16 protein-coding genes and 1 pseudogene are annotated in these 20,519 nt (G+C 71.9%); 10 read left to right on the forward strand and 7 right to left on the reverse strand.

What is annotated here, in order from left to right; translation table 11 throughout:
• The first annotated feature begins 23 nt into the window (after positions 1-23).
• Positions 24-2,528 (forward strand): DEAD/DEAH box helicase, encoded by a 2,505-nt coding sequence (locus D7044_RS04130; protein WP_120688023.1) that lies wholly within the window; start codon positions 24-26, stop codon positions 2,526-2,528.
• 21 nt (positions 2,529-2,549) lie between these two features.
• Here D7044_RS04130 and D7044_RS04135 read toward each other — a convergent pair whose 3' ends face one another.
• Entirely contained in the window at positions 2,550-3,539 is a 990-nt protein-coding gene (locus tag D7044_RS04135) for a DUF4331 family protein (RefSeq protein WP_120688024.1), read from the reverse strand.
• A 254-nt stretch (positions 3,540-3,793) separates the two neighbouring features.
• Between D7044_RS04135 and D7044_RS04140 the strand changes: the two genes are divergently transcribed.
• Both D7044_RS04140 and D7044_RS04145 read left to right on the forward strand, forming a co-directional pair.
• Positions 3,794-4,438, forward strand: coding sequence for a hypothetical protein (locus D7044_RS04140; protein WP_120681244.1), 645 nt, complete (start codon positions 3,794-3,796; stop codon positions 4,436-4,438).
• Between the two features lie 166 nt (positions 4,439-4,604).
• Positions 4,605-5,498, forward strand: coding sequence for an endonuclease domain-containing protein (locus D7044_RS04145; RefSeq protein WP_120688025.1), 894 nt, complete (start codon positions 4,605-4,607; stop codon positions 5,496-5,498).
• Positions 5,499-5,674: 176 nt separating this feature from the next.
• Here the strand turns inward: D7044_RS04145 and D7044_RS04150 are convergent, their stop codons facing one another.
• Genes D7044_RS04150 through D7044_RS04165 form a run of 4 tightly spaced genes read right to left on the reverse strand, consistent with a single transcriptional unit; the run spans position 5,675 to position 9,750 of the window.
• Complete coding sequence (locus D7044_RS04150) at positions 5,675-6,625, reverse strand: ABC transporter substrate-binding protein (RefSeq protein ID WP_120681240.1); 951 nt, start codon at positions 6,623-6,625, stop codon at positions 5,675-5,677.
• Positions 6,625-7,554, reverse strand: coding sequence for an ABC transporter ATP-binding protein (locus D7044_RS04155; protein ID WP_120681238.1), 930 nt, complete (start codon positions 7,552-7,554; stop codon positions 6,625-6,627). The genes D7044_RS04150 and D7044_RS04155 overlap by 1 nt, the downstream gene beginning before the upstream one ends.
• Before the next feature lie 46 nt (positions 7,555-7,600).
• Positions 7,601-8,707 carry a FecCD family ABC transporter permease gene (locus D7044_RS04160; RefSeq protein ID WP_233563364.1) on the reverse strand — a complete coding sequence of 369 codons (1,107 nt, stop codon included), beginning with the start codon at positions 8,705-8,707 and terminating at the stop codon, positions 7,601-7,603.
• Positions 8,704-9,750 (reverse strand): FecCD family ABC transporter permease, encoded by a 1,047-nt coding sequence (locus D7044_RS04165; protein WP_120681236.1) that lies wholly within the window; start codon positions 9,748-9,750, stop codon positions 8,704-8,706. Before D7044_RS04165 ends, D7044_RS04160 begins: the two co-directional genes overlap by 4 nt.
• A gap of 141 nt (positions 9,751-9,891) precedes the next feature.
• Between D7044_RS04165 and D7044_RS04170 the strand changes: the two genes are divergently transcribed.
• The gene (locus tag D7044_RS04170; protein ID WP_120688026.1) at positions 9,892-10,251 is read left to right on the forward strand and encodes a YciI family protein; all 360 of its coding nucleotides are present in this window, start codon (positions 9,892-9,894) and stop codon (positions 10,249-10,251) included.
• A 32-nt stretch (positions 10,252-10,283) separates the two neighbouring features.
• A complete protein-coding gene (locus D7044_RS04175) occupies positions 10,284-10,601 on the forward strand; it encodes a hypothetical protein (RefSeq protein ID WP_120681232.1) in 318 nt (105 codons plus the stop codon).
• Positions 10,602-10,638: 37 nt separating this feature from the next.
• On the opposite strand, the gene D7044_RS04180 is transcribed toward D7044_RS04175, so the two are convergent.
• Positions 10,639-11,079 carry a cytidine deaminase family protein gene (locus tag D7044_RS04180; protein WP_120688027.1) on the reverse strand — a complete coding sequence of 147 codons (441 nt, stop codon included), beginning with the start codon at positions 11,077-11,079 and terminating at the stop codon, positions 10,639-10,641.
• 208 nt (positions 11,080-11,287) lie between these two features.
• On the opposite strand from D7044_RS04180, the gene hrpA reads away from it, so the two are divergent.
• Both hrpA and D7044_RS32835 read left to right on the forward strand, forming a co-directional pair.
• Positions 11,288-15,325: an ATP-dependent RNA helicase HrpA gene (gene hrpA, locus D7044_RS04185; RefSeq protein WP_120688028.1), complete on the forward strand. Its 4,038-nt coding sequence runs from the start codon at positions 11,288-11,290 to the stop codon at positions 15,323-15,325.
• Positions 15,326-15,422: 97 nt separating this feature from the next.
• Positions 15,423-16,058: pseudogene (locus D7044_RS32835) on the forward strand (DUF998 domain-containing protein); the annotation flags it as partial.
• Between the two features lie 44 nt (positions 16,059-16,102).
• On the opposite strand, the gene D7044_RS04195 reads toward D7044_RS32835, so the two are convergent.
• Positions 16,103-17,038 (reverse strand): LysR family transcriptional regulator, encoded by a 936-nt coding sequence (locus tag D7044_RS04195; protein ID WP_120681224.1) that lies wholly within the window; start codon positions 17,036-17,038, stop codon positions 16,103-16,105.
• A 29-nt stretch (positions 17,039-17,067) separates the two neighbouring features.
• On the opposite strand from D7044_RS04195, the gene D7044_RS04200 reads away from it, so the two are divergent.
• The 3 genes from D7044_RS04200 to D7044_RS04210 are packed head-to-tail and all read left to right on the forward strand — an operon-like array spanning position 17,068 to position 20,502.
• The gene (locus tag D7044_RS04200) at positions 17,068-17,805 is read left to right on the forward strand and encodes a succinate dehydrogenase cytochrome b subunit (protein WP_120681222.1); all 738 of its coding nucleotides are present in this window, start codon (positions 17,068-17,070) and stop codon (positions 17,803-17,805) included.
• A 1-nt stretch (position 17,806) separates the two neighbouring features.
• Positions 17,807-19,744 (forward strand): fumarate reductase/succinate dehydrogenase flavoprotein subunit, encoded by a 1,938-nt coding sequence (locus tag D7044_RS04205; RefSeq protein WP_120681220.1) that lies wholly within the window; start codon positions 17,807-17,809, stop codon positions 19,742-19,744.
• Positions 19,741-20,502, forward strand: a complete 762-nt coding sequence (locus tag D7044_RS04210; RefSeq protein ID WP_120681218.1) for a succinate dehydrogenase/fumarate reductase iron-sulfur subunit — start codon at positions 19,741-19,743, stop codon at positions 20,500-20,502. Before D7044_RS04205 ends, D7044_RS04210 begins: the two co-directional genes overlap by 4 nt.
• The last annotated feature ends 17 nt before the right edge of the window (positions 20,503-20,519 follow it).

Below are 20,519 nucleotides of genomic sequence, written 5' to 3' on the forward strand. Positions count from 1 at the left end.
GATCCAGGCACCATTGACGGGTTATGACGCTCACCGCCGCGCTGCCCGCGACCGCCGACCCCGACACCCTCTACGACGCGTTCGCCGGCTGGGCCAAGGAGCGCGGTCTCGACCTCTACCCCCACCAGGAGGAGGCGGTCATCGAGATCGTCTCCGGGGCCAACGTGATCATGAATACGCCGACCGGCTCCGGTAAGAGCCTGGTCGCGATCGCGGCGCACTTCGCGGCCCTGGCCGACGACCGGACGACCTTCTACACCGCGCCGATCAAGGCGCTGGTCTCGGAGAAGTTCTTCGCCCTCTGCGAGGTCTTCGGCGCCGAGAACGTCGGCATGCTCACCGGCGACGCCAGCGTCAACGCCGACGCCCCGATCATCTGCTGCACCGCGGAGATCCTGGCGAACCTCGCACTGCGCGAGGGCAGCCGGGCCGACGTCGGCCAGGTGGTCATGGACGAGTTCCACTTCTACGCCGAACCCGACCGCGGCTGGGCCTGGCAGGTGCCGCTCATCGAGCTGCCCCAGGCACAGTTCATCCTGATGTCGGCCACCCTCGGCGACACCACCCGCTTCGTCGACGACCTGACCCGGCGTAACGGGCGGCCGACCGCCGTCGTCCGCTCGGCCGAGCGGCCCGTCCCGCTCCTCTTCTCGTACGCGATGACGCCGCTGCACGAGACGCTCGAGGAGCTGCTGGAGACGAAGCAGGCCCCGGTCTACGTCGTGCACTTCACCCAGGCCGCCGCCCTGGAGCGCGCCCAGGCGCTGATGAGCGTCAACGTCTCCACCCGCGCCGAGAAGGACATGATCGCCCAGGCCATCGGGAACTTCCGGTTCACCTCCGGCTTCGGCAAGACCCTGTCCCGGCTGGTGCGCCACGGCATCGGCGTGCACCACGCGGGCATGCTGCCCAAGTACCGCCGACTCGTCGAGACCCTCGCCCAGGCCGGGCTGCTCAAGGTCATCTGCGGCACCGACACCCTCGGGGTCGGCATCAACGTGCCGATCCGCACCGTGCTCTTCACCGGCCTGTCGAAGTACGACGGGACGCGCACCCGGCTGCTCAAGGCCCGCGAGTTCCACCAGATCGCCGGGCGCGCCGGTCGGGCCGGCTTCGACACGATCGGCCGGGTGGTGGTGCAGGCCCCGGAGCACGTGATCGACAACGAGAAGGCCCTGGCCAAGGCGGGCGACGACCCGAAGAAGCGGCGCAAGGTGGTCAAGAAGAAGCCGCCGGAGGGGTCGATCGGCTGGGGTGAGGCGACCTTCCAGCGCCTCGTCGAGGCCGAGCCGGAGCCGCTCACCTCCAGCTTCCAGGTCAGCCACTCGATGCTGCTCAACGTCATCGGGCGGCCCGGTGACGCGTTCACCGCGATGCGGCACCTGCTCACCGACAACCACGAGGACCGGGCCGCGCAGCGTCGGCACATCCGCCGGGCGATCGCCATCTACCGGGCGCTGCGCGCCGGTGGCGTGGTCGAGGAGCTGGCCGAGCCGGACGAGACCGGCCGGCGGGTCCGGCTCACCGTCGACCTCCAGCTCGACTTCGCGCTCAACCAGCCGCTCTCGCCGCTGGCCCTGGCCACCGTCGAGCTGCTGGACCGGGAGTCCCCGTCGTACCCGCTCGACGTGCTGTCGGTGATCGAGTCGATCCTCGACGACCCGCGCCAGGTGCTCTCCGCCCAGCAGTTCAAGGCCCGGGGCGAGGCGGTCGCCGCGATGAAGGCCGAGGGGATCGAGTACGAGGCCCGCCTCGAACTGCTCGACGAGGTCACCTGGCCCAAGCCCCTCGCCGAGCTGCTGGAGTCGGCGTACGAGATGTACCGGCAGGGGCACCCGTGGGTGGCCGACCACCAGCTCTCCCCCAAGTCGGTCGTGCGGGACATGTACGAGCGCGCGATGACCTTCTCCGAGTACGTCCAGTTCTACGGGCTGTCCCGCTCCGAGGGGCTCGTCCTGCGCTACCTCGCGGACGCGTACAAGACGCTGCGGCAGACCGTCCCCGAGGACGCCAAGACCGAGGAGCTGATCGACCTCATCGAGTGGCTCGGCGAACTGGTCCGGCAGGTGGACTCCAGCCTCATCGACGAGTGGGAGCGGCTGCGTAACCCGTCCGACGTCGAGGAGGTCGCCGCCTCGCTCGACGACCGGCCCGCGGCGGTGACCCGCAACGCGCGGGCGTTCCGGGTGCTGGTGCGCAACGCGCTGTTCCGCCGGGTGGAGCTGGCCGCCCTGCGCCGCTGGGACCTGCTCGGGGAGCTCGACGGCGGCCACGGCTGGCACGCCGACGCCTGGGCGGACGCGCTGGAGCCGTACTTCGACACGTACGACGCCATCGGCACCGGGCCGGACGCCCGGGGTCCGGCGCTGCTCATGATCGAGCAGGGCCGGGAGCGGTGGACGGTCCGGCAGATCCTGGACGACCCCGACGGCGATCACGACTGGGGCATCACCGCCGAGGTCGACCTGGCCGCGTCGGACGAGGCCGGCGAGGCGGTCGTCCGGATCACCTCCGTCGGGCAGCTCTGAACTCCGCCCGCAGGAAGCGGGTCACGGCAGGGGGTTGGGCGGCCCGAGGTAGGGGAAGTGGGGCAGCATGTCGTCGTGCGGCTGGAGCCCCGTCGGCGGGACCTTGCCGTTGGAGAGCCAGGCGAAGCGGTAGCTGAAGACGTCGTCGACGAGCGCCCGACCGTTGGGGTAGGACGCGGGCCGGCTCCGGTCGTACTGCAGGATGTCGGGTAGGCACTGGAGGGCGGTCTTCCTGGCCTCCTCCGGCGAGTAGCCACCCTGCTCCAGCAGCTGGGACCACGGGCCCAGGTAGTTCGCCACGTCGTCGGCGGGCTGACGGGAGTTGTACCGGTTCTTCTCGCCGTCGGGATTGACGAACGGGTTGATGGTCGGGTTTCCACCGCGGTCCATCTGCTCCAGCTTGCCGTCGCGGCGCCGGCTGATCGAGGCCCACACCCCGATCGTCGTGCCGCCGAGCAGGTCGGAGGGTACGTCCAGCGCGATGCTGTCGACGTTGTTGTTGGCGAAGTCGTCGTTCCCGGTCCATTTCAACCCGTGCAGGGCGCCCTCGACGTCGGCGAAGAACGGGTCGCTGCGTAGCCCGGCACAGAACCGGATCGGACCCGGTTCGTCGATGAGGACGGGCTGGACCGTGCCGTCGAAGCTGACCGGGAAGGACTCGGCGAGCACCCGGCCGGCAGGCTCGGGCTGGCGGGCGTCGGCCCCGGTGGCGTACCAGGCGGTCCCCGTCTGGCTGCCGTTGGCGTACTCGGAGAAGGTGAAGGTGAAAGCGAGGTCGGCGTGCGCGTCGCCGTCGGTGTCGATGTTGATCCGGTAGACCGCGTCGGGACAGAACTCCGGGCCGGTGGTGGCCGGCGGCACCGGAGGCGGGGCGACCGTCGGATTCGCATCGATGATCAGGATCGTCCGGCCGGGATCCTCCATCGAGGTGAAGGCGTACAGGTCGGTGAGTTCGAGGCGGCGGTCGTCACCGGGAAATCCCAGGTTGTCGGCGCTGAAGTGGTTGGACATGAGGCTCCTCGACGGTCAGGGCGGGGTGTCGGTCACGGGGAAACTCCGGCGGCGCCCGCCGCCGCTGGGCACCGGCTGCTCGGTCTGCTCACGACGGGACGCTAGTGAGGCCGAGGTCCACCCACAGGCGATTCAGGTACTCGCGCCCGACCGAGTGAAGGGTCTGGTCCGCCCCTTTTCGTCCGGTGGGCGATGTCAGCCCCGTCGATTAGAATGTATGTACTAATCACGGCTGCTGAGCTGGGAGGACGCCCGTGACCGCGCCCACCTCCACCCCCCTCACCCCGTACGCGACACTGCTCGGCTTCACCCGCTACGTCGACCGCACCGGCCCCACGAAGGCCACCTTCGTCGGGGGCCTGCGCAAGCAGCGGGCGAGCCGGCACGGCTTCAACCCGCACGGCCAGTTCGTCAAGGCGCTCAAGGCCGACATCGCCTTCCACACCGGCGGCACCCACCTCGACCAGGTGGCCGACCAGGTCAAGCCCCGCTGGCGTCCGCTCTACCAGGCGCTCGTACCGGGCGCGACCGCCTGGCTGCACTCCCTCGGCGAGCCCGCCTCGATCGACCTGGCCCAGACCCGCGACGCCCTCGCCATGCTCGGCGACCTGCCCGTCAAGATCAACCCCCACTTCGGCGTACGGCACGCCGACGGGAGCGTCGAGGCGGTCCGCCTGCACTTCGACGAGACCCCGCCGAGCGAGGAGACGGTGCTCGCCACGCTGCACCTGATGGCCCGGCACATGGACGCCGTGCTGCCGCACGCCGAGCCGGTCCTGGTCGACGTGCGGCGTGGTCTGGCGCACCGGATGCCCGACGGCGTCAAGCCCGACCAGGTCGAACGCTGGCTCGCCGGCGAGGCCGCCGCCTTCCGCTCCCTCTGGTCCACCGCCGCCTAACCCCCACCCCCACGCCCCCACTCCCCCGCCCCGCCACGCGCGCTCGTTCACGGAAAGAGTGGCTGTTCCCCGCCGAATAGCCACTCTTTCCGTGAAAGCGTGGCCGCGACTTGAGGGTTATCCACAGGGTCTGCGTGGGAGCGTGCCTGACGTTCACAGTGGCGCCATGCCCGTCTCACCTCGTCGCCCACTTCCGCTGCGGGGGCGTGTCTTCCGCGGATCCGACGCCATCGCCCGGGGTCTCCTGACCCGGGCCGAACTGCGCAGTAGGGCTTGGCGACCCCTCTTCCGGGACGTCTACGCCGACGCTCAGCTGGCGGTGTCGCACCACACACGCTGCCTGGCGGCGGCGCGGTGGGTCCTGCCCGACCAAGCCGCGATCGCTGGGCGAAGCGCGGCCGCGCTCTACGGGGTCGGTTCGGTCGGCCCGACGCAGCCGCTCGACGTCCTGGTGCCGATGGGGCACCGGTTCGGGCCCGTCGCCGGGTTCGCGATACACACGGCAGAGTCGAGCGAAGCCGAGGTGCGTCTCCACGCCGGGATCCGGGTGACCACCCCGGTGCGCACCTGCTGGGATCTGGCGCAGTGGCTGGCGGTCGAGGAGGCGGTGGCCGTCGTGGACGGGCTCGTCCGGCGGCGACTGGTTAGGGTCGAGACGTTGCAGGGCCACGCTCACGCACGGTTGGGGCTGCGCGGATGGAAGCGCCTGCTGCGCGTCGCGGATCTGGCGGATCCAGGGGCGGAGTCGCGTCCCGAGTCCGTGCTGCGGGTTCGACTCGTGATGGCGGGTCTGCCGAGACCGGTCACCCAGTTCGTGGTGGAGCACGACGGCAGGTTCGTCGCCCGGGTCGACCTCGCTTGGCCGCGGTTCAGGGTCGCGGTCGAGTACGACGGCGTCTGGCACCACGATCCCGAGCAACTGCACCGCGACCGTCGTCGCCTCAACCGGCTCGTCGGCCAGGGTTGGACGGTGTTGCACGTGACCGCGAAGCGCCTCAAGGACGACTTCGAGGGCGTCGTGACCGAGATCCGTCACGCTCTTCGCTCCCGAGCCCGCTGACGTCGGCCAAAACGGCAAGATCCGCGCAACTTCCGGGAAGTTGCTGCCTCGCGGCTAGGCGAAACAGCAACTTCCGCGAAATTGCGCGGATCTTGGCGCCAACGTGCGCGGATCTTGGGGCCTGGCGCGGAGCCTGGCGCGGAGCGCGGGGCCCCGCGCGGGGCGGGCGGGGGGGGTTAGGCGGTCAGGTGCTTTTGGAGGTCGTCGAGGATCTTGTTGGCGGCGCCGACACCGATGCCGGTCATCCAGACCTCGTCGGGCACGACGTACACCTTGTTGGCCTTGACCGCCGACAGGTTCTTCCAGAGGCTGCCGCCGGTGACCTTGGCCTGCTCCGCGGCGGCCTTCTCGCCGAACGCCGTCACGAAGATGACGTCACCGTCGACCTCGCTGATCCGCTCCGGGCTGATCTCGTCGAAGCGCTTGTCGTCCTTGTTCGCCAGCATCTGCCGCTCGGGGCGGGGCAGCCCGGCGTCACCGAGCACGATGCCGGAGAAGGAGTCCGGACCGTAGACCCGGATGCTGCCGGGGCGGAAGCGGACGATGGAGATCTTCTGCGCGGCGGCGGCGCCCAGCTTGGCGCCGAACTCCTTCGCCCGGGTCTCGTACTGCGCGAGCAGGTCCTTGCTCTCCTGCTCCTTGCCGAGGGTCTTGCCGTCGAGGAGGAAGTTCTCCTTCCAGGTGATGCCGACCTTCTCGGTGAAGACGGTCGGCGCGACCGCGGAGAGCTCGTCGTAGAACTTCTCCTGGCGGAACTTGCTGCCCAGGATGAGGTCCGGCTTCAGGGCGTTGATCGCCTCGATGTCGGGCTCGCTGACCTGACCGACGTCCTTGATGCTGGCGAGCTTCTCCTCGCCGAAGTAGGTCGGCCAGCCCTTGGCCTCACCGGTGTTGGTGGCCCCGACCGGGGTCAGACCGAGTGAGAGCATCGTGTCGATCTTGTCGCTGTCGAGCACGACGACGCGCTGCGGGTGGGCCGGCACCTTGGTGGTGCCCATGGCGTGGGTGATCTCCCGGGTGTCCCCGCCGGCGTTGGTGCCGGCGACCGGGTCGCTCTCACCGCACGCGGTGAGTCCGACGCCGAGGGCGACGGCCGCGGCGAGGGCGGCGACGAGACGACGACGCATCAGTGTCCTTCCGAAGGGTACGAGCCGGCGAGCGCGTTCTCGCTGCCGGCTGGGGTTGCACCGGTGGATCCGGTGGGTGAACTGGCATCGGTGCCCGAGGCGGTGCCGGCCGGAGTCGGCGCGGACGACCGCGCCGCCGGGTCGGCCAGGGTCGGGCTGGTGAGCGCGGGCACCACCAGCGGCGCGCCGGTCACCGGGCAGGGCACGACCACACAGTCGAGCCCGAAGACCTCGCGGACCAACTCCGCGGTGAGGATCTCGCGGGGCGGTCCGGCGGCCACCACCGCGCCGGAGCGCATGGCGACCAGGTGGTCGGCGTACCGGGCGGCCTGGTTGAGGTCGTGCAGCACGGCGACCACGGTGCGGCCCCGCTCGACGCGCAGCCGGTGCAGCAGGTCCAGCACCTCCACCTGGTGGGCCAGGTCGAGGAAGGTGGTCGGCTCGTCGAGCAGCAGCGCCTCGGTGTCCTGGGCGAGCGTCATGGCGATCCACACCCGCTGGCGCTGCCCGCCGGAGAGGGTGTCCACCGGCCGGTCGGCGAGGCCGGCGACGTCGGCGAGGGCCATCGCGTGGTCCACGGCCGAGCTGTCCTCCTCCGACCACTGCCGCCACCAGCGCTGGTACGGCTGCCGGCCTCGACCGACCAGGTCCGCGACGGTGACCCCCTCGGGGACCAGCGGGCTCTGCGGCAGCACGGCGAGGCGCCGGGCGACCTCCCGGGTGGGCAGCTCCTGGATGGCCTTGCCGTCCAGCAGCACGCTGCCGCGGCGCGGGACGAGCAGCCGGGCGAGCGTCCGCAGCAGGGTCGACTTGCCGCAGGCGTTCGGCCCGACGATCACGGTGAACGCGTCGGCGGGCAGCTCCAGGTCCAGCCCGTCCAGCACGGTCCGCTCGTCGTAGCCGGCGACCAGGTCGCGGGTGGAGAGCATCACGCCTCCCGAAGGGTGGTCGACGAATGGGATTGGCAACGGCCGGTCACGACGACCTCTTACGGCCGCGGAGCAGCAGGTACATGAGGTACGGGCCACCGATGGCGGCGGTCAGCACACCGGCCGGCAGCTGCGTCGGGGCGAAGAGCCGTCGTCCGGCGAGGTCGGCCAGGACGAGCAGCAGCGCGCCCATCAGCGCGGCGCAGACCAGCGGCGGGCGTTCGGCGCGTACCAACCGGCGGGCCACCTGCGGGGCGACCAGCGCCACGAAGTCGACGGCGCCGACCTGGGCGGTGACCATCGCGGCGACGAGCACGCCGGTGCCGGCGAGCGCGATCCGGCGGGACACCGGGCGCAGCCCGATGCCCCGGGCGGTGTCGTCGTCGAGCGCGCTGCTGTTCAGCGCCCAGCCCGCCCAGGCCAGCACCGGCAGGAGCACGAGCAGGGTGGCGCCGATCCAGGCGGCCTCGGTCCAGCCCTTGCCGGCCAGCGTGCCGATCAGCCAGATCTGGGCGCGCTGCCCGTCGATCGCCTCGGCGGTGAGCATGACGATCTCGGTGAGCGCCTTCAGGGCGAACGCGACCGCCACGCCGGCCAGCACGAAGCGCTGCGCGGCCAGGCCGTGCCGGGCGCCGAGGGCGAGCACCAGGGCGGCGGCGACCAGCCCGCCGGCCAGGGCCGCCGGCCCGACGACCACCGCCGCCGCGCCGCTGGTCAGCGCGACCGTCGCGGCGAGGCCGGCGCCCTGGGTGACACCGATGACGTCCGGGCTGGCGAGGGGGTTGCGCGCCACGCTCTGGATCAGCGTGCCGGCCACCCCGAACGCCGCGCCGGCCACCGCGGCCAGCACCACCCGAGGCAGCCGCAGGTCGAGGACGACCAGGTCGTACGGGGTACCGGCGCCGGAGAGCGCGCGCAGCACGTCGCCTGCGGCGACGTACGGGGTGCCGAGGGAGAGGCTGAGCACCCCGGCGACCGCCAGCAGCACCAGCAGGACGGCGGCGACCAGCACGGAGCGGCGGCGGATCTGCACGCTCAGCGGGCCGACCCGCAGGAGTGAGCGGCCCGGCAGGCGCGCGGTGCCGGCCGTGGCGACGGCGGGTTCGATGGTGGTCACACCACCGGCGCTGCGGTCGCGACTGGGGGCGGTCACGCGGTCACCACCTTCGCGCGGCGGACCAGGAGGGCGAGCAGGGGCGCGCCGACCAGAGCGGTGATGATGCCGGCCGGTACCTCGCTGGGCGGGTCGATGAGCCGGCCCACTACGTCGGCGGCGAGCAGCAGCGCCGGTCCGAGCAGCGCGGAGACGGTCAGGGTCCAGCGGTGGTCGGCGCCGACCAGGGCGCGGGCCAGGTGCGGTACGGCCAGGCCGACGAACGCGACCGGCCCGGCGGCGGCGACGGCGGCGCCGGTGAGCAGGACGGCGGCGACGCCCCCGCCGAGCCGGACCAGGCCGACGCGGTTGCCGAGGCCACGGGCCACGTCGTCGCCGAGGGCCAGCGCGTCCAGGCCACGGGCGACCAGCGCGGCCAGTACGAGCCCCGCGAGCACGATCGGCAGCACCTGCACGGCGACGGAGAGGTCCCGGCCGGTGAGCCCGCCCACCACCCAGAACCGGTACTCCTCGAAGGTGCGGGCGTCGATGCTGAGCAGCGCGAACACCACGGAGCCGAGGCTCGCGTCGAGCGCGGCGCCGACCAGTGCGAGGGTGACCGGGCTGGCGCCCTCGCGGGCGCGGGCGGCCACGGCGAAGACCAGCAGCCCGGCGAGGAAGGCGCCGCCGATGCCGAACCAGACGTACCCGGCGAGCGTGCTGACGCCGAACACGGAGATGGCCAGCACCACACCGAACGACGCGCCGGCGCTGATACCGAGGATGCGCGGCTCGGCGAGCGGGTTGCGGGTGAGGGCCTGCAGGAGCACGCCGGCGACCGCGAGCGCCACGCCGACGACGAGGCCGAGGGCGGTACGCGGCAGGCGCAGCTCGCGGATGATGGTGCTCGCCTCGCCGCCGTCGGGCGACACGAGGGCGTGCCACACCTGGTCGACGGGGATCGGCCGGCTGCCGAGGGCGAAGCTGGCCAGCACGGTGAGCAGTAGCACCAGCGCGGCCGCGGCGGTGACCGCGATCCGACGCCCGCTGTGGGCGCCGGTGCGGCGGCCGGGGTCGACCGGCCGGCTGAGAAGGGTGGTCACGAAGCTCCTGCGGATTCGCGCTTAGGTTCGCCTTACCTTAGCCGACCCGGTTAGGGGCACCTAAGCGGCAGCCCTCCATCGAACCTCGTTGACCTGCGCGGACGTCCGCGAACGTGGCGCCGGCCCGCATAGGGTGAGGGAATGCGATACGACCAGCACACGGTCGTCCTGCTGGCGCACCCCTCGGACGCCCCGCAGCTGCCGCCCGAGGCGTTCGACCGGTTGCACGCCGCTCATCTGGCCCACCAGGCGGGGCTCGTGGAGCAGGATCTCGTCCTCGCGGCCGGCCCGCTGGTGGACGCGGACGACGAGCGGCTGCGCGGCTTCGTCGTGCTCTCCGTGCACCCCGACATGGCCCGCGAGCTCTTCCACAACGATCCGGCGGTACGCGCCGGACTGCTGGAGGCGCGGGTGATGAGGTGGATGGTCCCCGAGGGCAACCTCCGTTTCGAGGGTGTGCCGGTGCCACGTTCGATGCTGGCGGCGGCCGCCGGAGACTGACTGGACGGCGTGGCTCCGCTACCCTCGCGGGCATGGCGGGTGGGCGCGGAAGCGGTCGCAGGTACGCGCTCTCCGCCCTGCTCGCCGGCGTGGTCGCGATCGGGCTGGTGGTGCTCGGCTGGTGGGTTCGCGGCTGGGCGTACCGCGCGGACCGGGACCGGTTCCTCGACCCGGAGTGGTGGGTCGGCTTCGCCGCGAGCGCCCTCGGTCACCTCGCGTTCGGCAGGGCCGGCTTCAAGGTCGCGCTTCTGGTGGTCGGGCTCACGATCGCCGCCTGGGTGGGGCTGCGGCGGCGACGCCCACGGGCCGCCGAGCCGGACGACCAGCCGCCCGCCGAAACGGCGGAGTGACCACCCGGGCGTCGAGGACGCCTCGTCCGGAGCCGGGTCAGTCGCCGGGTCGGGGCGCCGGCACCGGATCGGCGGTCGCGTCGAGCTGGTGGTCCGCCCAGACGTACGTGTCGGGGAGCAGGTCGCCGATCGACACGACGCGCAGCGCGTCGGCCGGCCCGACGATCACCCGGATCGACGGGAAGTAGTCGAGGAGCACCTGCCGGCAGCGCCCGCACGGCGGGATCACGCCACGCCCCCGGTCGCCCACGGCGACGATGGTCTCCAGCTCGGTCGCGCCCTGGGTGGCGGCGGCGCCGATCGCGACCACCTCGGCGCAGGGCCCGCCGGTGAAGTGGTAGAGGTTCACGCCGGTGAAGACCCGGCCGTCGGCGGTGCGGGCGGCGGCGGCCACGGTGTGGTTCTCACTGCGGCAACGCAGCTTCGCGACGGCTGTCGCGGCCTGCACGAGCGCCCGGTCGGTGTCCCGCAACTCCATGCCCCGCTCCCCCGTCGTCGTCCGGCGGTCACTCTAACGGGGCCGACCGCGCCGCCCCGCACCCTGGTCGATCGACTCGGGCTGCGGGGCGGGGGCGTGTCGCGGGAGCGCGGTCACCCCGCCGACGGCGAACCGGAGTCGATCTTCCCGGGGCGGGACGGTAAACCAGGAGGCGACTTCCGGGTCGCGGCCTATTCTTGGCCACGACATGCAGAATCCAGCCGTACCCGCCGCGCCCGACACCGTCCGGGAGCTGCACCGCCGCCTCTCCCCCCTGATGTTTCGCGACCAGCGCCGGCTCCAGCGACGGCTGGACGGTGCCCGCAAGCTCCGTGACCCGCAGCGGCGGGAGGCGGCGCTGACCGAGATCACCGTCGAGGTCGAGCGGGCCGAGCAGCGGCTCGCCGGTCGGCGCGCCGCGGTCCCGACGATCACCTATCCGGCCGGCCTGCCGGTGAGCGAGCGCAAGGACGACCTCGCCGCCGCGATCCGGGAGCATCAGGTGGTGATCGTGGCCGGCGAGACCGGCTCCGGCAAGACCACCCAGCTGCCCAAGATCTGCCTGGAGCTGGGGCGGGGGATCAGCGGGCTGATCGGGCACACCCAGCCCCGGCGGCTGGCCGCGCGTACGGTCGCCGACCGGATCGCCGAGGAGCTCGGCACCGAGCTGGGTGACGTGGTCGGCTACAAGGTCCGCTTCACCGACCAGGTGAGCGACCGCAGCCTGGTGAAGCTGATGACCGACGGCATCCTCCTCGCCGAGCTGCAGACCGACCGGATGCTCCGGCAGTACGACATGCTGATCATCGACGAGGCGCACGAGCGCAGCCTCAACATCGATTTCATCCTCGGCTACCTGAAGCAGCTGCTGCCCCGCCGGCCCGACCTCAAGCTGGTCATCACGTCGGCGACCATCGAGACGGACCGGTTCGCCCGGCACTTCGCCGACGCGGAGGGCAAGCCCGCGCCGGTCATCGAGGTCTCCGGGCGGACGTACCCGGTGGAGGTTCGTTACCGGCCGCTGGTCGAGGTCACCGAGGCGGACGAGCAGGACGGGGACGAGGAGAACGTCCGCGACCAGATCCAGGCGATCGGCGACGCCGTCGAGGAGCTGGCCGCCGAGGGCCCCGGCGACATCCTGGTCTTCCTCAGCGGGGAGCGGGAGATCCGGGACACCGCCGACGCGCTGGGCCGGCTGGTGGAGAAGAAGCCCCTGCTGCGCGGCACCGAGATCCTGCCGCTGTACGCGCGGCTCTCCGCCGCCGAGCAGCACCGGGTCTTCGCCCCGCACGGCGGGCGGCGCGTGGTGCTCGCCACCAACGTGGCGGAGACGTCGCTGACCGTCCCCGGCATCAAGTACGTCGTCGACCCCGGCACGGCCCGCATCTCCCGCTACAGCAACCGGCTCAAGGTGCAGCGGCTGCCGATCGAGCCGGTCTCCCAGGCGTCGGCGAACCAGCGCAAGGGCCGCTGCGGCCGCACCTCGGACGGCATCTGCATCCGCCTCTACGACGAGCAGGACTTCCTCTCCCGGCCGGAGTTCACCGACCCGGAGATCCTGCGGACCAACCTCGCCTCCGTCATCCTCCAGATGACCGCGATCGGGCTCGGCGACATCGGCGCGTTCCCGTTCATCGAGCCGCCGGACCGGCGCAACATCACCGACGGCGTGAACCTGCTGCACGAGCTGGGCGGGTTGGATCCGGCCGAGACCGACCCGGCGAAGCGGCTCACCCCGCTCGGGCGGCGGTTGGCGCAGCTGCCGGTCGACCCCCGGTTGGCCCGCATGGTCGTCGAGGGGGAGCGCAACGGCTGCGCCACCGAGGTCATGGTGATCGCCGCGGCGCTGTCGATCCAGGACCCTCGGGAACGGCCGGCGGAGAAGCAGGCCCAGGCCGACCAGGCGCACGCCCGCTTCACCGACCGGGAGTCGGACTTCGTGGCGCTGCTGAACCTCTGGCGCTACCTGCGCGAGCAGCAGCGGGCGCTCTCCTCCAGCGCCTTCCGCCGGATGTGCCGGGCCGAGTACCTCAACTACCTGCGGGTACGCGAGTGGCAGGACATCGTCAGCCAGCTGCGCCAGGTGTTGCGTACCCCCGAGCAGGGCGGCGGTGGGCGCGGCGGGCGACCGGCGCGGGAGACAGGCGCGAACGACGGCGGCCGGCGTGGCGGCGCGGACCTGCCGGAGGAGATCGACACCCCGAAGGTGCACCAGTCGCTGCTGGCCGGGCTGCTCTCGCACGTCGGCCTGAAGGACGCGCAGAAGAACGAGTACCTGGGCGCCCGGGGCGCGAAGTTCGGGCTCTTCCCCGGTTCGGCGCTGTTCCGCAAGCCACCGCGCTGGGTGATGGCGGCCGAGCTGGTGGAGACGTCCCGACTCTGGGGCCGCATCGCCGGCCGGGTCGAGCCGGAGTGGGTGGAGCCGCTCGCCCAGCACCTGGTGAAGCGCAGCTACAGCGAGCCGCACTGGGAGAAGAAGCAGGCGGCCGTGATGGCGTACGAGAAGGTGACCCTCTACGGCATTCCGCTGGTCACCTCCCGGAAGGTCAACTTCGGCCGGATCGATCCGGCGCTCAGCCGTGAGCTCTTCGTCCGGCACGCGTTGGTCGAGGGTGACTGGCAGACCCACCACCAGTTCTGGCGCGACAACCAGCGGCTGCTGGGCGAGATCGAGGAGCTGGAGAACCGGGCCCGACGGCGGGACATCCTCGTCGACGACGAGACCATCTTCGCCTTCTACGACGAGCGCATCCCCGCCGACGTGGTCTCCGGTCGGCACTTCGACACCTGGTGGAAGAAGGTCCGGCGGGAGCAGCCCGACCTGCTCACCTTCACCCGTGAGCTGCTGGTCAACGCGGGCCGGGGCGGGGTGGAGGAGACCGACTACCCCGACGAGTGGCGGGCCGAAGGGGTCACGCTGCCGCTGACCTACAGCTTCGAGCCGGGCACCGAGACCGACGGGGTCACGGTGGACATCCCGCTGCCGCTGCTGAACCAGGTGCCGGCCGAGAGCTTCGACTGGCAGGTGCCCGGGCTGCGCGAGGAGCTGGTGGTGGCGCTGATCCGGTCCCTGCCGAAGGCGCTGCGCCGCAACTTCGTCCCGGTGCCCGACTACGCGCGGGCGGCGCTCGCCGCGATGCCCGCCGGCGAGGAGCCGCTGCTGGACGCCCTGACCCGCCAGCTGCGCCGGATGACCGGGGTGACCGTCCCCCGGGACGCCTGGGACGTGCCGAAGCTGCCGCCGCACCTGAGGGTCACCTTCCGGGTGCTCGGCGAGGACGACAAGCCGGTCGCCGAGGGCAAGGACCTGCCGGCGCTGCAACGCCAGCTCAAGACCGAGGTACGGCAGGTGGTGGCGGCCGCCGCGCCGGACGTGGCCCGCACCGGGCTGCGCGAGTGGAGCATCGGGACCCTGCCCCGCACCATCGAGCAGGTCCGGGCCGGGTACGCGGTGACGGCGTACCCGGCGCTCGTCGACGAGGGCAGCACGGTCGGCGTACGGGTCTTCGACTCGGCGTCGGAGGCCGAGGCGGCGCACTGGGCGGGCACTCGCCGGCTGCTGCGGTTGACGGTGCCGTCACCGGCGAAGTTCCTCCAGGGGCGGTTGTCGAACGAGGCGAAGCTGGCGCTCAGCCGTAACCCGCACGGCGGGGTGCAGGCGCTCATCGAGGACGCGGCCGGCGCGGCGATCGACAAGCTGGTCGCCGACGCGGGCGGCCCGGCCTGGGACGCGGACGGCTTCGCGGCGCTGCGCGACCGGGTCCGCGCCGACCTGATCGACACGGTCGTCGAGGTGATGGAGCGGGCCCGCCGGGTGCTCGCCACCGGGTACGCGGTGGAGCAGCGGCTCGGGGCGACGAAGAACCTGGCGGTGGTGGCGGCGCTGGCGGACATCCGCAACCAGCTCACCGGGCTGGTGCACGCCGGGTTCCTCACCGAGACCGGGTACGCCCGCCTGCCCGACGTGCTGCGCTACCTCACCGCGATCGAACGCCGGTTGGAGCGGTTGCCGGGTAACCCGCAGCGGGACAAGCAGCAGCAGGACCGGATCGCCGTGGTGCAGAAGGAGTATCAGGAGATGCTGGCGGCGCTGCCACCGGCGCGGCGGCAGTCGGCGGCGGCCCGGCAGGTCCGCTGGATGATCGAGGAGCTGCGGGTGAACGTCTTCGCGCAGGCGCTCGGCACCCCGTACCCGGTGTCGGAGCAGCGCATCTACCGGGCCATGGACGAGGCCGAGGGGCGCTGAGCCGGCCCTGATCCGGCGGGTGTGGGGCGGGGCGTAGCGGGAACACGCTCGCCCTCGCGTGCCGTCCGGGCGCGCCGCCGGGTGAGGAGAACCGGTCGTGCCCACTGCCCCTGCCTCCCTCGTACCGGCCACCGGACCCGGCTCCCGGCCGGCCCGCGCCCGGGCCGTCACCCGCCTCGGCGGACTGGTCGGAGCCGGGACGGCGATGCTCCTCTTCGGCGTCCTGCACCTGCCCGGGCAACCGGTCCATCCGGTACGCGACACGGTCAGCGACTACGCGCTGTCGCGGCACGGCTGGCTGTTCAACCTGGCCGTGCTGGCGCTGGCCACGGGATCGGTCCTGCTCCTGGCCCCGGCGCTGCGCCGGTCGGCGCGCTCGTCGTTCGGGCGGGGACGGCTGCCGGCGGTCGTCGGGCCGGTCGGGTTGGCCGCCTGGTGCGTCGGGCTGGTGGTGCTGGTCGTCTTTCCTCGCGACGCGCCGGGGGTGCCGGTGTCGGTCACCGGGGAGATCCACCGCTGGGCAGCCGTGGCCGCCCTCTCCGGCCTGCCCGCCGGGGCGCTGCTCGTCGCCGTACGGCGTCCGGGGCGTCTCGCCCGAGCGGTGGTGGTGGGCGCGGTCGGGTGCGCGGTCGCCCTGGTCCCCTTCGTGGCCGCCTACCTGGTGGGCTCGCCGCTGCGCCCGTACGTCGGTCTACTCGAACGTCTCGTCTGCCTCGCCGAGGTCTGCCTGCTGATCCTCGTCGCCCACCTGGACCACGGTGGCCGGGTCACGACCGCCTACAGCGGTTCGACACCGGGCGGGAGGTCACCGTCGGCGGTCGCGTCGCGGACGTACTCCAGCAGGATGCGGCGCAGCTCCCGGCCGGCGTTGGTGGGCACCACGTCGCGGCGTCGGGCCACCGCGATGGTCCGGGTCACGCCCGGCGGGGCGAGCCGGGTGATGCGTACGCCGGGGCGTCGGGAGACGACGATGCCGGGCACCAGCGCGATGCCGAGCCCGGCCTCGACGAAGCTGAGCACCGCGTCCATCTCCCCGCCGTCGACGGCGAAGGTGGGCTCGAAGCCGGCGGCGCGGCACGCCTGAATGGTGGCGTCGCGCAGGTCGTAGCCCTCCCGGAACATCACCATCGGCCGGTCGCGCAGGTCGGTGATGCGCAGCTCACCGCCGGTCGGACCGGTCTCCGGGTCGGCCGCGGAGGCGACCACGAGGCTCTCCCGCAGGATCGGGTCGACGCGCAGTCCGGGGTCCGCTCCCTGGGCCGGCATGATGATGAGCGCGAGGTCCAGGTCGCCGCGGAGCAGGTCGCGGACGAGGTCCTGCGAACCGCCCTCCTCCACGCGCAGGTCCACCGCGGGGTGCGCGTCGCGGAACCGGCGCAGCACCGGCGGGGCGAGCGAGGTGGCCAGGCTCGGGGTGGCGCCGAGCCGGACCCGACCGCGCCGCAGGCCGACCAGCTCCTGCACCTCGCGGGTGGCGGTGTCGACGTCGGCGAGGATGCGTCGGGCCAACGGCAGGAGCACCTCCCCCGCCGCGGTGAGGGCGATGTTGCCTCTTACTCGTTCGAAGAGCGGCGCCCCCAGGTCGCCCTCCAGGGCGTGAATTTGCTTACTCAACGACGGCTGAGTTATGCCGACGATGTCGGCGGCTTGGGTGAAATGTCGTACTTCGGCCACCGCTACGAAGTACCTGAGCTGATGCAGCTGCACCCTCATAGCCTACGGCTATCAAGACTGCGCTGTCGATGCATTGGACGACTGATCGAACTGCTCCTAGCGTCGGCCCTGTGGTAGCCACGACGACGAGAACCCGCTCGCCGATCCGCTCGAACGTCGGCCTCAAGGCCGTCATGGCGGTGTCAGGCATCTTCTTTGTGCTGTACCTGATCGCACACATGGTCGGAAACCTGAAGGCCTTCGCGGGCGAGACGGCGTTCGACCACTACGCGCACTGGCTGCGCGACATCGGCAAGCCGCTGCTGCCCGGCGTCTGGTTCCTCTGGATCCTGCGCTTCGCGCTGACGGTCTCCGTCGTCGCCCACATCTGGTCCGCGACCGTGCTGGCGCTGCGCGCCCGCGCCGCCCGCCCGGTCCGGTACGCGCACCGCCCGAAGGTCCAGGGCAGCTACGCGGCCCGCACGATGCGCTGGGGTGGCGTGATCATCCTGCTCTTCGTGATCTACCACCTGCTGGACCTGAGCGTCGGCACGCTGAACCCGGTCGGCGACGGCAGCAAGCCGTACAGCAACGTGGTCGCCGACTTCGCGCCCGAGCGCTGGTACGTCACCCTCTTCTACACCCTGGCGATCGTCACGCTGGGCTTCCACCTCCGGCACGGTGTGTTCAGCGCGCTGCGCAGCCTGGGACAGCAGACGCCCACGGGCGAGCGCCGGGCACGAGCCGCCGCGCTGGCCGTCGCCATCCTGATCAGCGGCGGCTTCCTGGTGATCCCGTTCGCCGTACTCACCGGATTGGTGTCCTGACATGGAACTGTTCACCGAGGGCGACCCGATCGCCGACACCAAGGCTCCCGACGGCCCGATCGAGACCCGCTGGGACCGCCACCGCTTCGAGTCCAAGCTCGTCAACCCGGCGAACCGCCGGAAGATGAGCGTGATCGTGGTGGGCACCGGCCTGGCCGGCGGCTCGGCCGCCGCCACGCTCGCCGAGCAGGGCTACCAGGTCAAGTCCTACTGCTACCAGGACAGCCCGCGCCGGGCCCACTCGATCGCCGCGCAGGGCGGCATCAACGCCGCCAAGAACTACCGCAACGACGGCGACTCGGTGCACCGGCTCTTCTACGACACGGTCAAGGGCGGCGACTTCCGCTCCCGCGAGTCGAACGTGCACCGCCTCGCCGAGGTCTCGGTCAACATCATCGACCAGTGCGTCGCCCAGGGCGTGCCGTTCGCCCGCGAGTACGGCGGCCTGCTGGACACCCGCTCCTTCGGCGGCGCCCAGGTGCAGCGCACCTTCTACGCCCGGGGCCAGACGGGTCAGCAGCTGCTGCTCGGCGCGTACCAGGCCCTCGAGCGACAGATCGGCCTGGGCAACGTGGAGATGAACGCCCGGCACGAGATGCTGGAGCTGATCCTCGTCGACGGCCGGGCCCGGGGCATCGTGGTCCGGGACATGGTCACCGGTGAGATCACCACCGAGTTCGCCGACGCGGTCGTGCTCGCCTCCGGCGGCTACGGCAACGTCTTCTACCTCTCCACCAACGCCAAGGGCTGCAACGTCACCGCCACCTGGCGGGCCCACCGCAAGGGCGCGTACTTCGCCAACCCCTGCTACACGCAGATCCACCCGACCTGCATCCCGGTCTCCGGCGACCACCAGTCGAAGCTGACCCTGATGAGCGAGTCGCTGCGTAACGACGGCCGGGTCTGGGTGCCGAAGGCCAAGGGCGACGACCGCAACCCGAAGGACATCCCCGAGGACGAGCGGGACTACTACCTGGAGCGGATCTACCCGGCCTTCGGCAACCTGGTCCCCCGGGACATCGCCTCCCGGGCCGCGAAGGCGGTCTGCGACCAGGGCCGCGGCGTCGGACCGGGTGGGCTCGGCGTCTACCTGGACTTCGCCGACGCGATCGGCCGCCTCGGCCGCAAGGCCGTCGAGGCCAAGTACGGCAACCTCTTCGAGATGTACGAGCGCATCACCGGCGAGGACCCGTACGAGGTGCCGATGCGGATCTACCCCGCGGTGCACTACACGATGGGCGGGCTCTGGGTCGACTACGACCTCCAGTCGACCATCCCCGGCCTCTTCGTGATCGGTGAGGCGAACTTCTCCGACCACGGCGCCAACCGGCTCGGCGCGTCCGCCCTCATGCAGGGCCTCGCCGACGGCTACTTCGTACTGCCGAACACCGTCGCCAACTACCTGTCCGCCGGCCCGTTCGAGAAGGTCGACAGCAGCCACCCGGCGGCGGTCGAGGCCCGGCAGGACGTGGAGGACCGCCTCCAGCGGCTGCTCTCGATCAACGGCGACCGGACCGTCGACTCGTTCCACCGCGAGCTGGGCCAGATCATGTGGGAACACTGCGGCATGGAGCGCACCGACGCCGGGCTGCGCAAGGCGATCGACGAGATCCGCGCGCTGCGCGAGCAGTTCTGGCAGCGCGTCCGGGTGCTCGGCGACGGCGAGGGGCTGAACCAGTCGCTGGAGAAGGCCGGCCGGGTGGCCGACTTCTTCGAGCTGGCCGAGCTCATGTGCATCGACGCCCTGCACCGCGAGGAGTCCTGCGGCGGCCACTTCCGGGCCGAGCACCAGACCGAGGACGGCGAGGCGCAGCGCGACGACGAGCGCTTCTCGTACGTGGCGGCCTGGGAGTTCACCGCCACCGGCGAGCCGTCGGTGCTGCACAAGGAAGACCTGCAGTTCGAATACGTCCACCCCACGCAGCGGAGCTACAAGTGAACCTGACCCTGCGCATCTGGCGCCAGACCGGCCCCGAGGACAAGGGTCGGATGGTGAGCTACCAGGTCGACGACGTCTCCCCGGACATGTCGTTCCTGGAGATGCTCGACGTGCTCAACGAACGCCTGATCCTCGCCGGCGAGGACCCGGTCGCCTTCGACCACGACTGCCGCGAGGGCATCTGCGGCATGTGCGGCATGATGATCAACGGCATGGCGCACGGGCCGCAGCGCGGCACCACCGCCTGCCAGCTGCACATGCGGCAGTTCAAGGACGGGGACACGATCGACATCGAGCCGTGGCGGGCCCAGGCCTTCCCGGTGATCAAGGACCTGGTCGTCAACCGCGGCGCGTTCGACAAGATCATCGCGGCCGGCGGGTACATCACCGCGCCGACCGGCAGCGCCCCCGAGGCGCACGCGACGCCGGTCGCCAAGGCCGACGCGGACGCGGCCTTCGAGGCGGCGGCGTGCATCGGCTGCGGCGCCTGCGTGGCGGCCTGCCCGAACGGCTCCGGCATGCTCTTCACCGCCGCCAAGATCACCCAGCTCTCGCTGATGCCGCAGGGCCAGCCGGAGCGCTACACCCGGGTGATCGGCATGGTCGACGCGCACGACGAGGCCGGCTTCGGCGGCTGCACCAACGCCGGTGAGTGCACCGTGGCCTGCCCGAAGGGCATCCCGCTGAACACCATCGGCCGGCTCAACCGGGACTTCCTGACCGCCAACGCGAAGGCGGCCGGCAAGCCCGGCTCCTGACGGTCACCCGTACGACG

It is taken from the genome of Micromonospora musae (assembly GCF_003626635.1).
GTDB lineage: Bacteria > Actinomycetota > Actinomycetes > Mycobacteriales > Micromonosporaceae > Micromonospora > Micromonospora musae.

Excerpts from the sequence above, each read along its gene's own strand:
- D7044_RS04135 (WP_120688024.1), bottom strand. The coding sequence starts at position 3,539 with ATGTCCAACCACTTCAGCGCCGACAACCTGGGATTTCCCGGTGACGAC.
- hrpA (WP_120688028.1), top strand. The coding sequence starts at position 11,288 with ATGCAGAATCCAGCCGTACCCGCCGCGCCCGACACCGTCCGGGAGCTG.
- D7044_RS04150 (WP_120681240.1), bottom strand. The coding sequence starts at position 6,625 with ATGCGTCGTCGTCTCGTCGCCGCCCTCGCCGCGGCCGTCGCCCTCGGC.
- D7044_RS04155 (WP_120681238.1), bottom strand. The coding sequence starts at position 7,554 with ATGCTCTCCACCCGCGACCTGGTCGCCGGCTACGACGAGCGGACCGTG.
- D7044_RS04200 (WP_120681222.1), top strand. The coding sequence starts at position 17,068 with ATGCATTGGACGACTGATCGAACTGCTCCTAGCGTCGGCCCTGTGGTA.
- D7044_RS04170 (WP_120688026.1), top strand. The coding sequence starts at position 9,892 with ATGCGATACGACCAGCACACGGTCGTCCTGCTGGCGCACCCCTCGGAC.
- D7044_RS04180 (WP_120688027.1), bottom strand. The coding sequence starts at position 11,079 with ATGGAGTTGCGGGACACCGACCGGGCGCTCGTGCAGGCCGCGACAGCC.
- D7044_RS04205 (WP_120681220.1), top strand. The coding sequence starts at position 17,807 with ATGGAACTGTTCACCGAGGGCGACCCGATCGCCGACACCAAGGCTCCC.
- D7044_RS04175 (WP_120681232.1), top strand. The coding sequence starts at position 10,284 with ATGGCGGGTGGGCGCGGAAGCGGTCGCAGGTACGCGCTCTCCGCCCTG.
- D7044_RS04130 (WP_120688023.1), top strand. The coding sequence starts at position 24 with ATGACGCTCACCGCCGCGCTGCCCGCGACCGCCGACCCCGACACCCTC.
- D7044_RS04145 (WP_120688025.1), top strand. The coding sequence starts at position 4,605 with ATGCCCGTCTCACCTCGTCGCCCACTTCCGCTGCGGGGGCGTGTCTTC.
- D7044_RS04195 (WP_120681224.1), bottom strand. The coding sequence starts at position 17,038 with ATGAGGGTGCAGCTGCATCAGCTCAGGTACTTCGTAGCGGTGGCCGAA.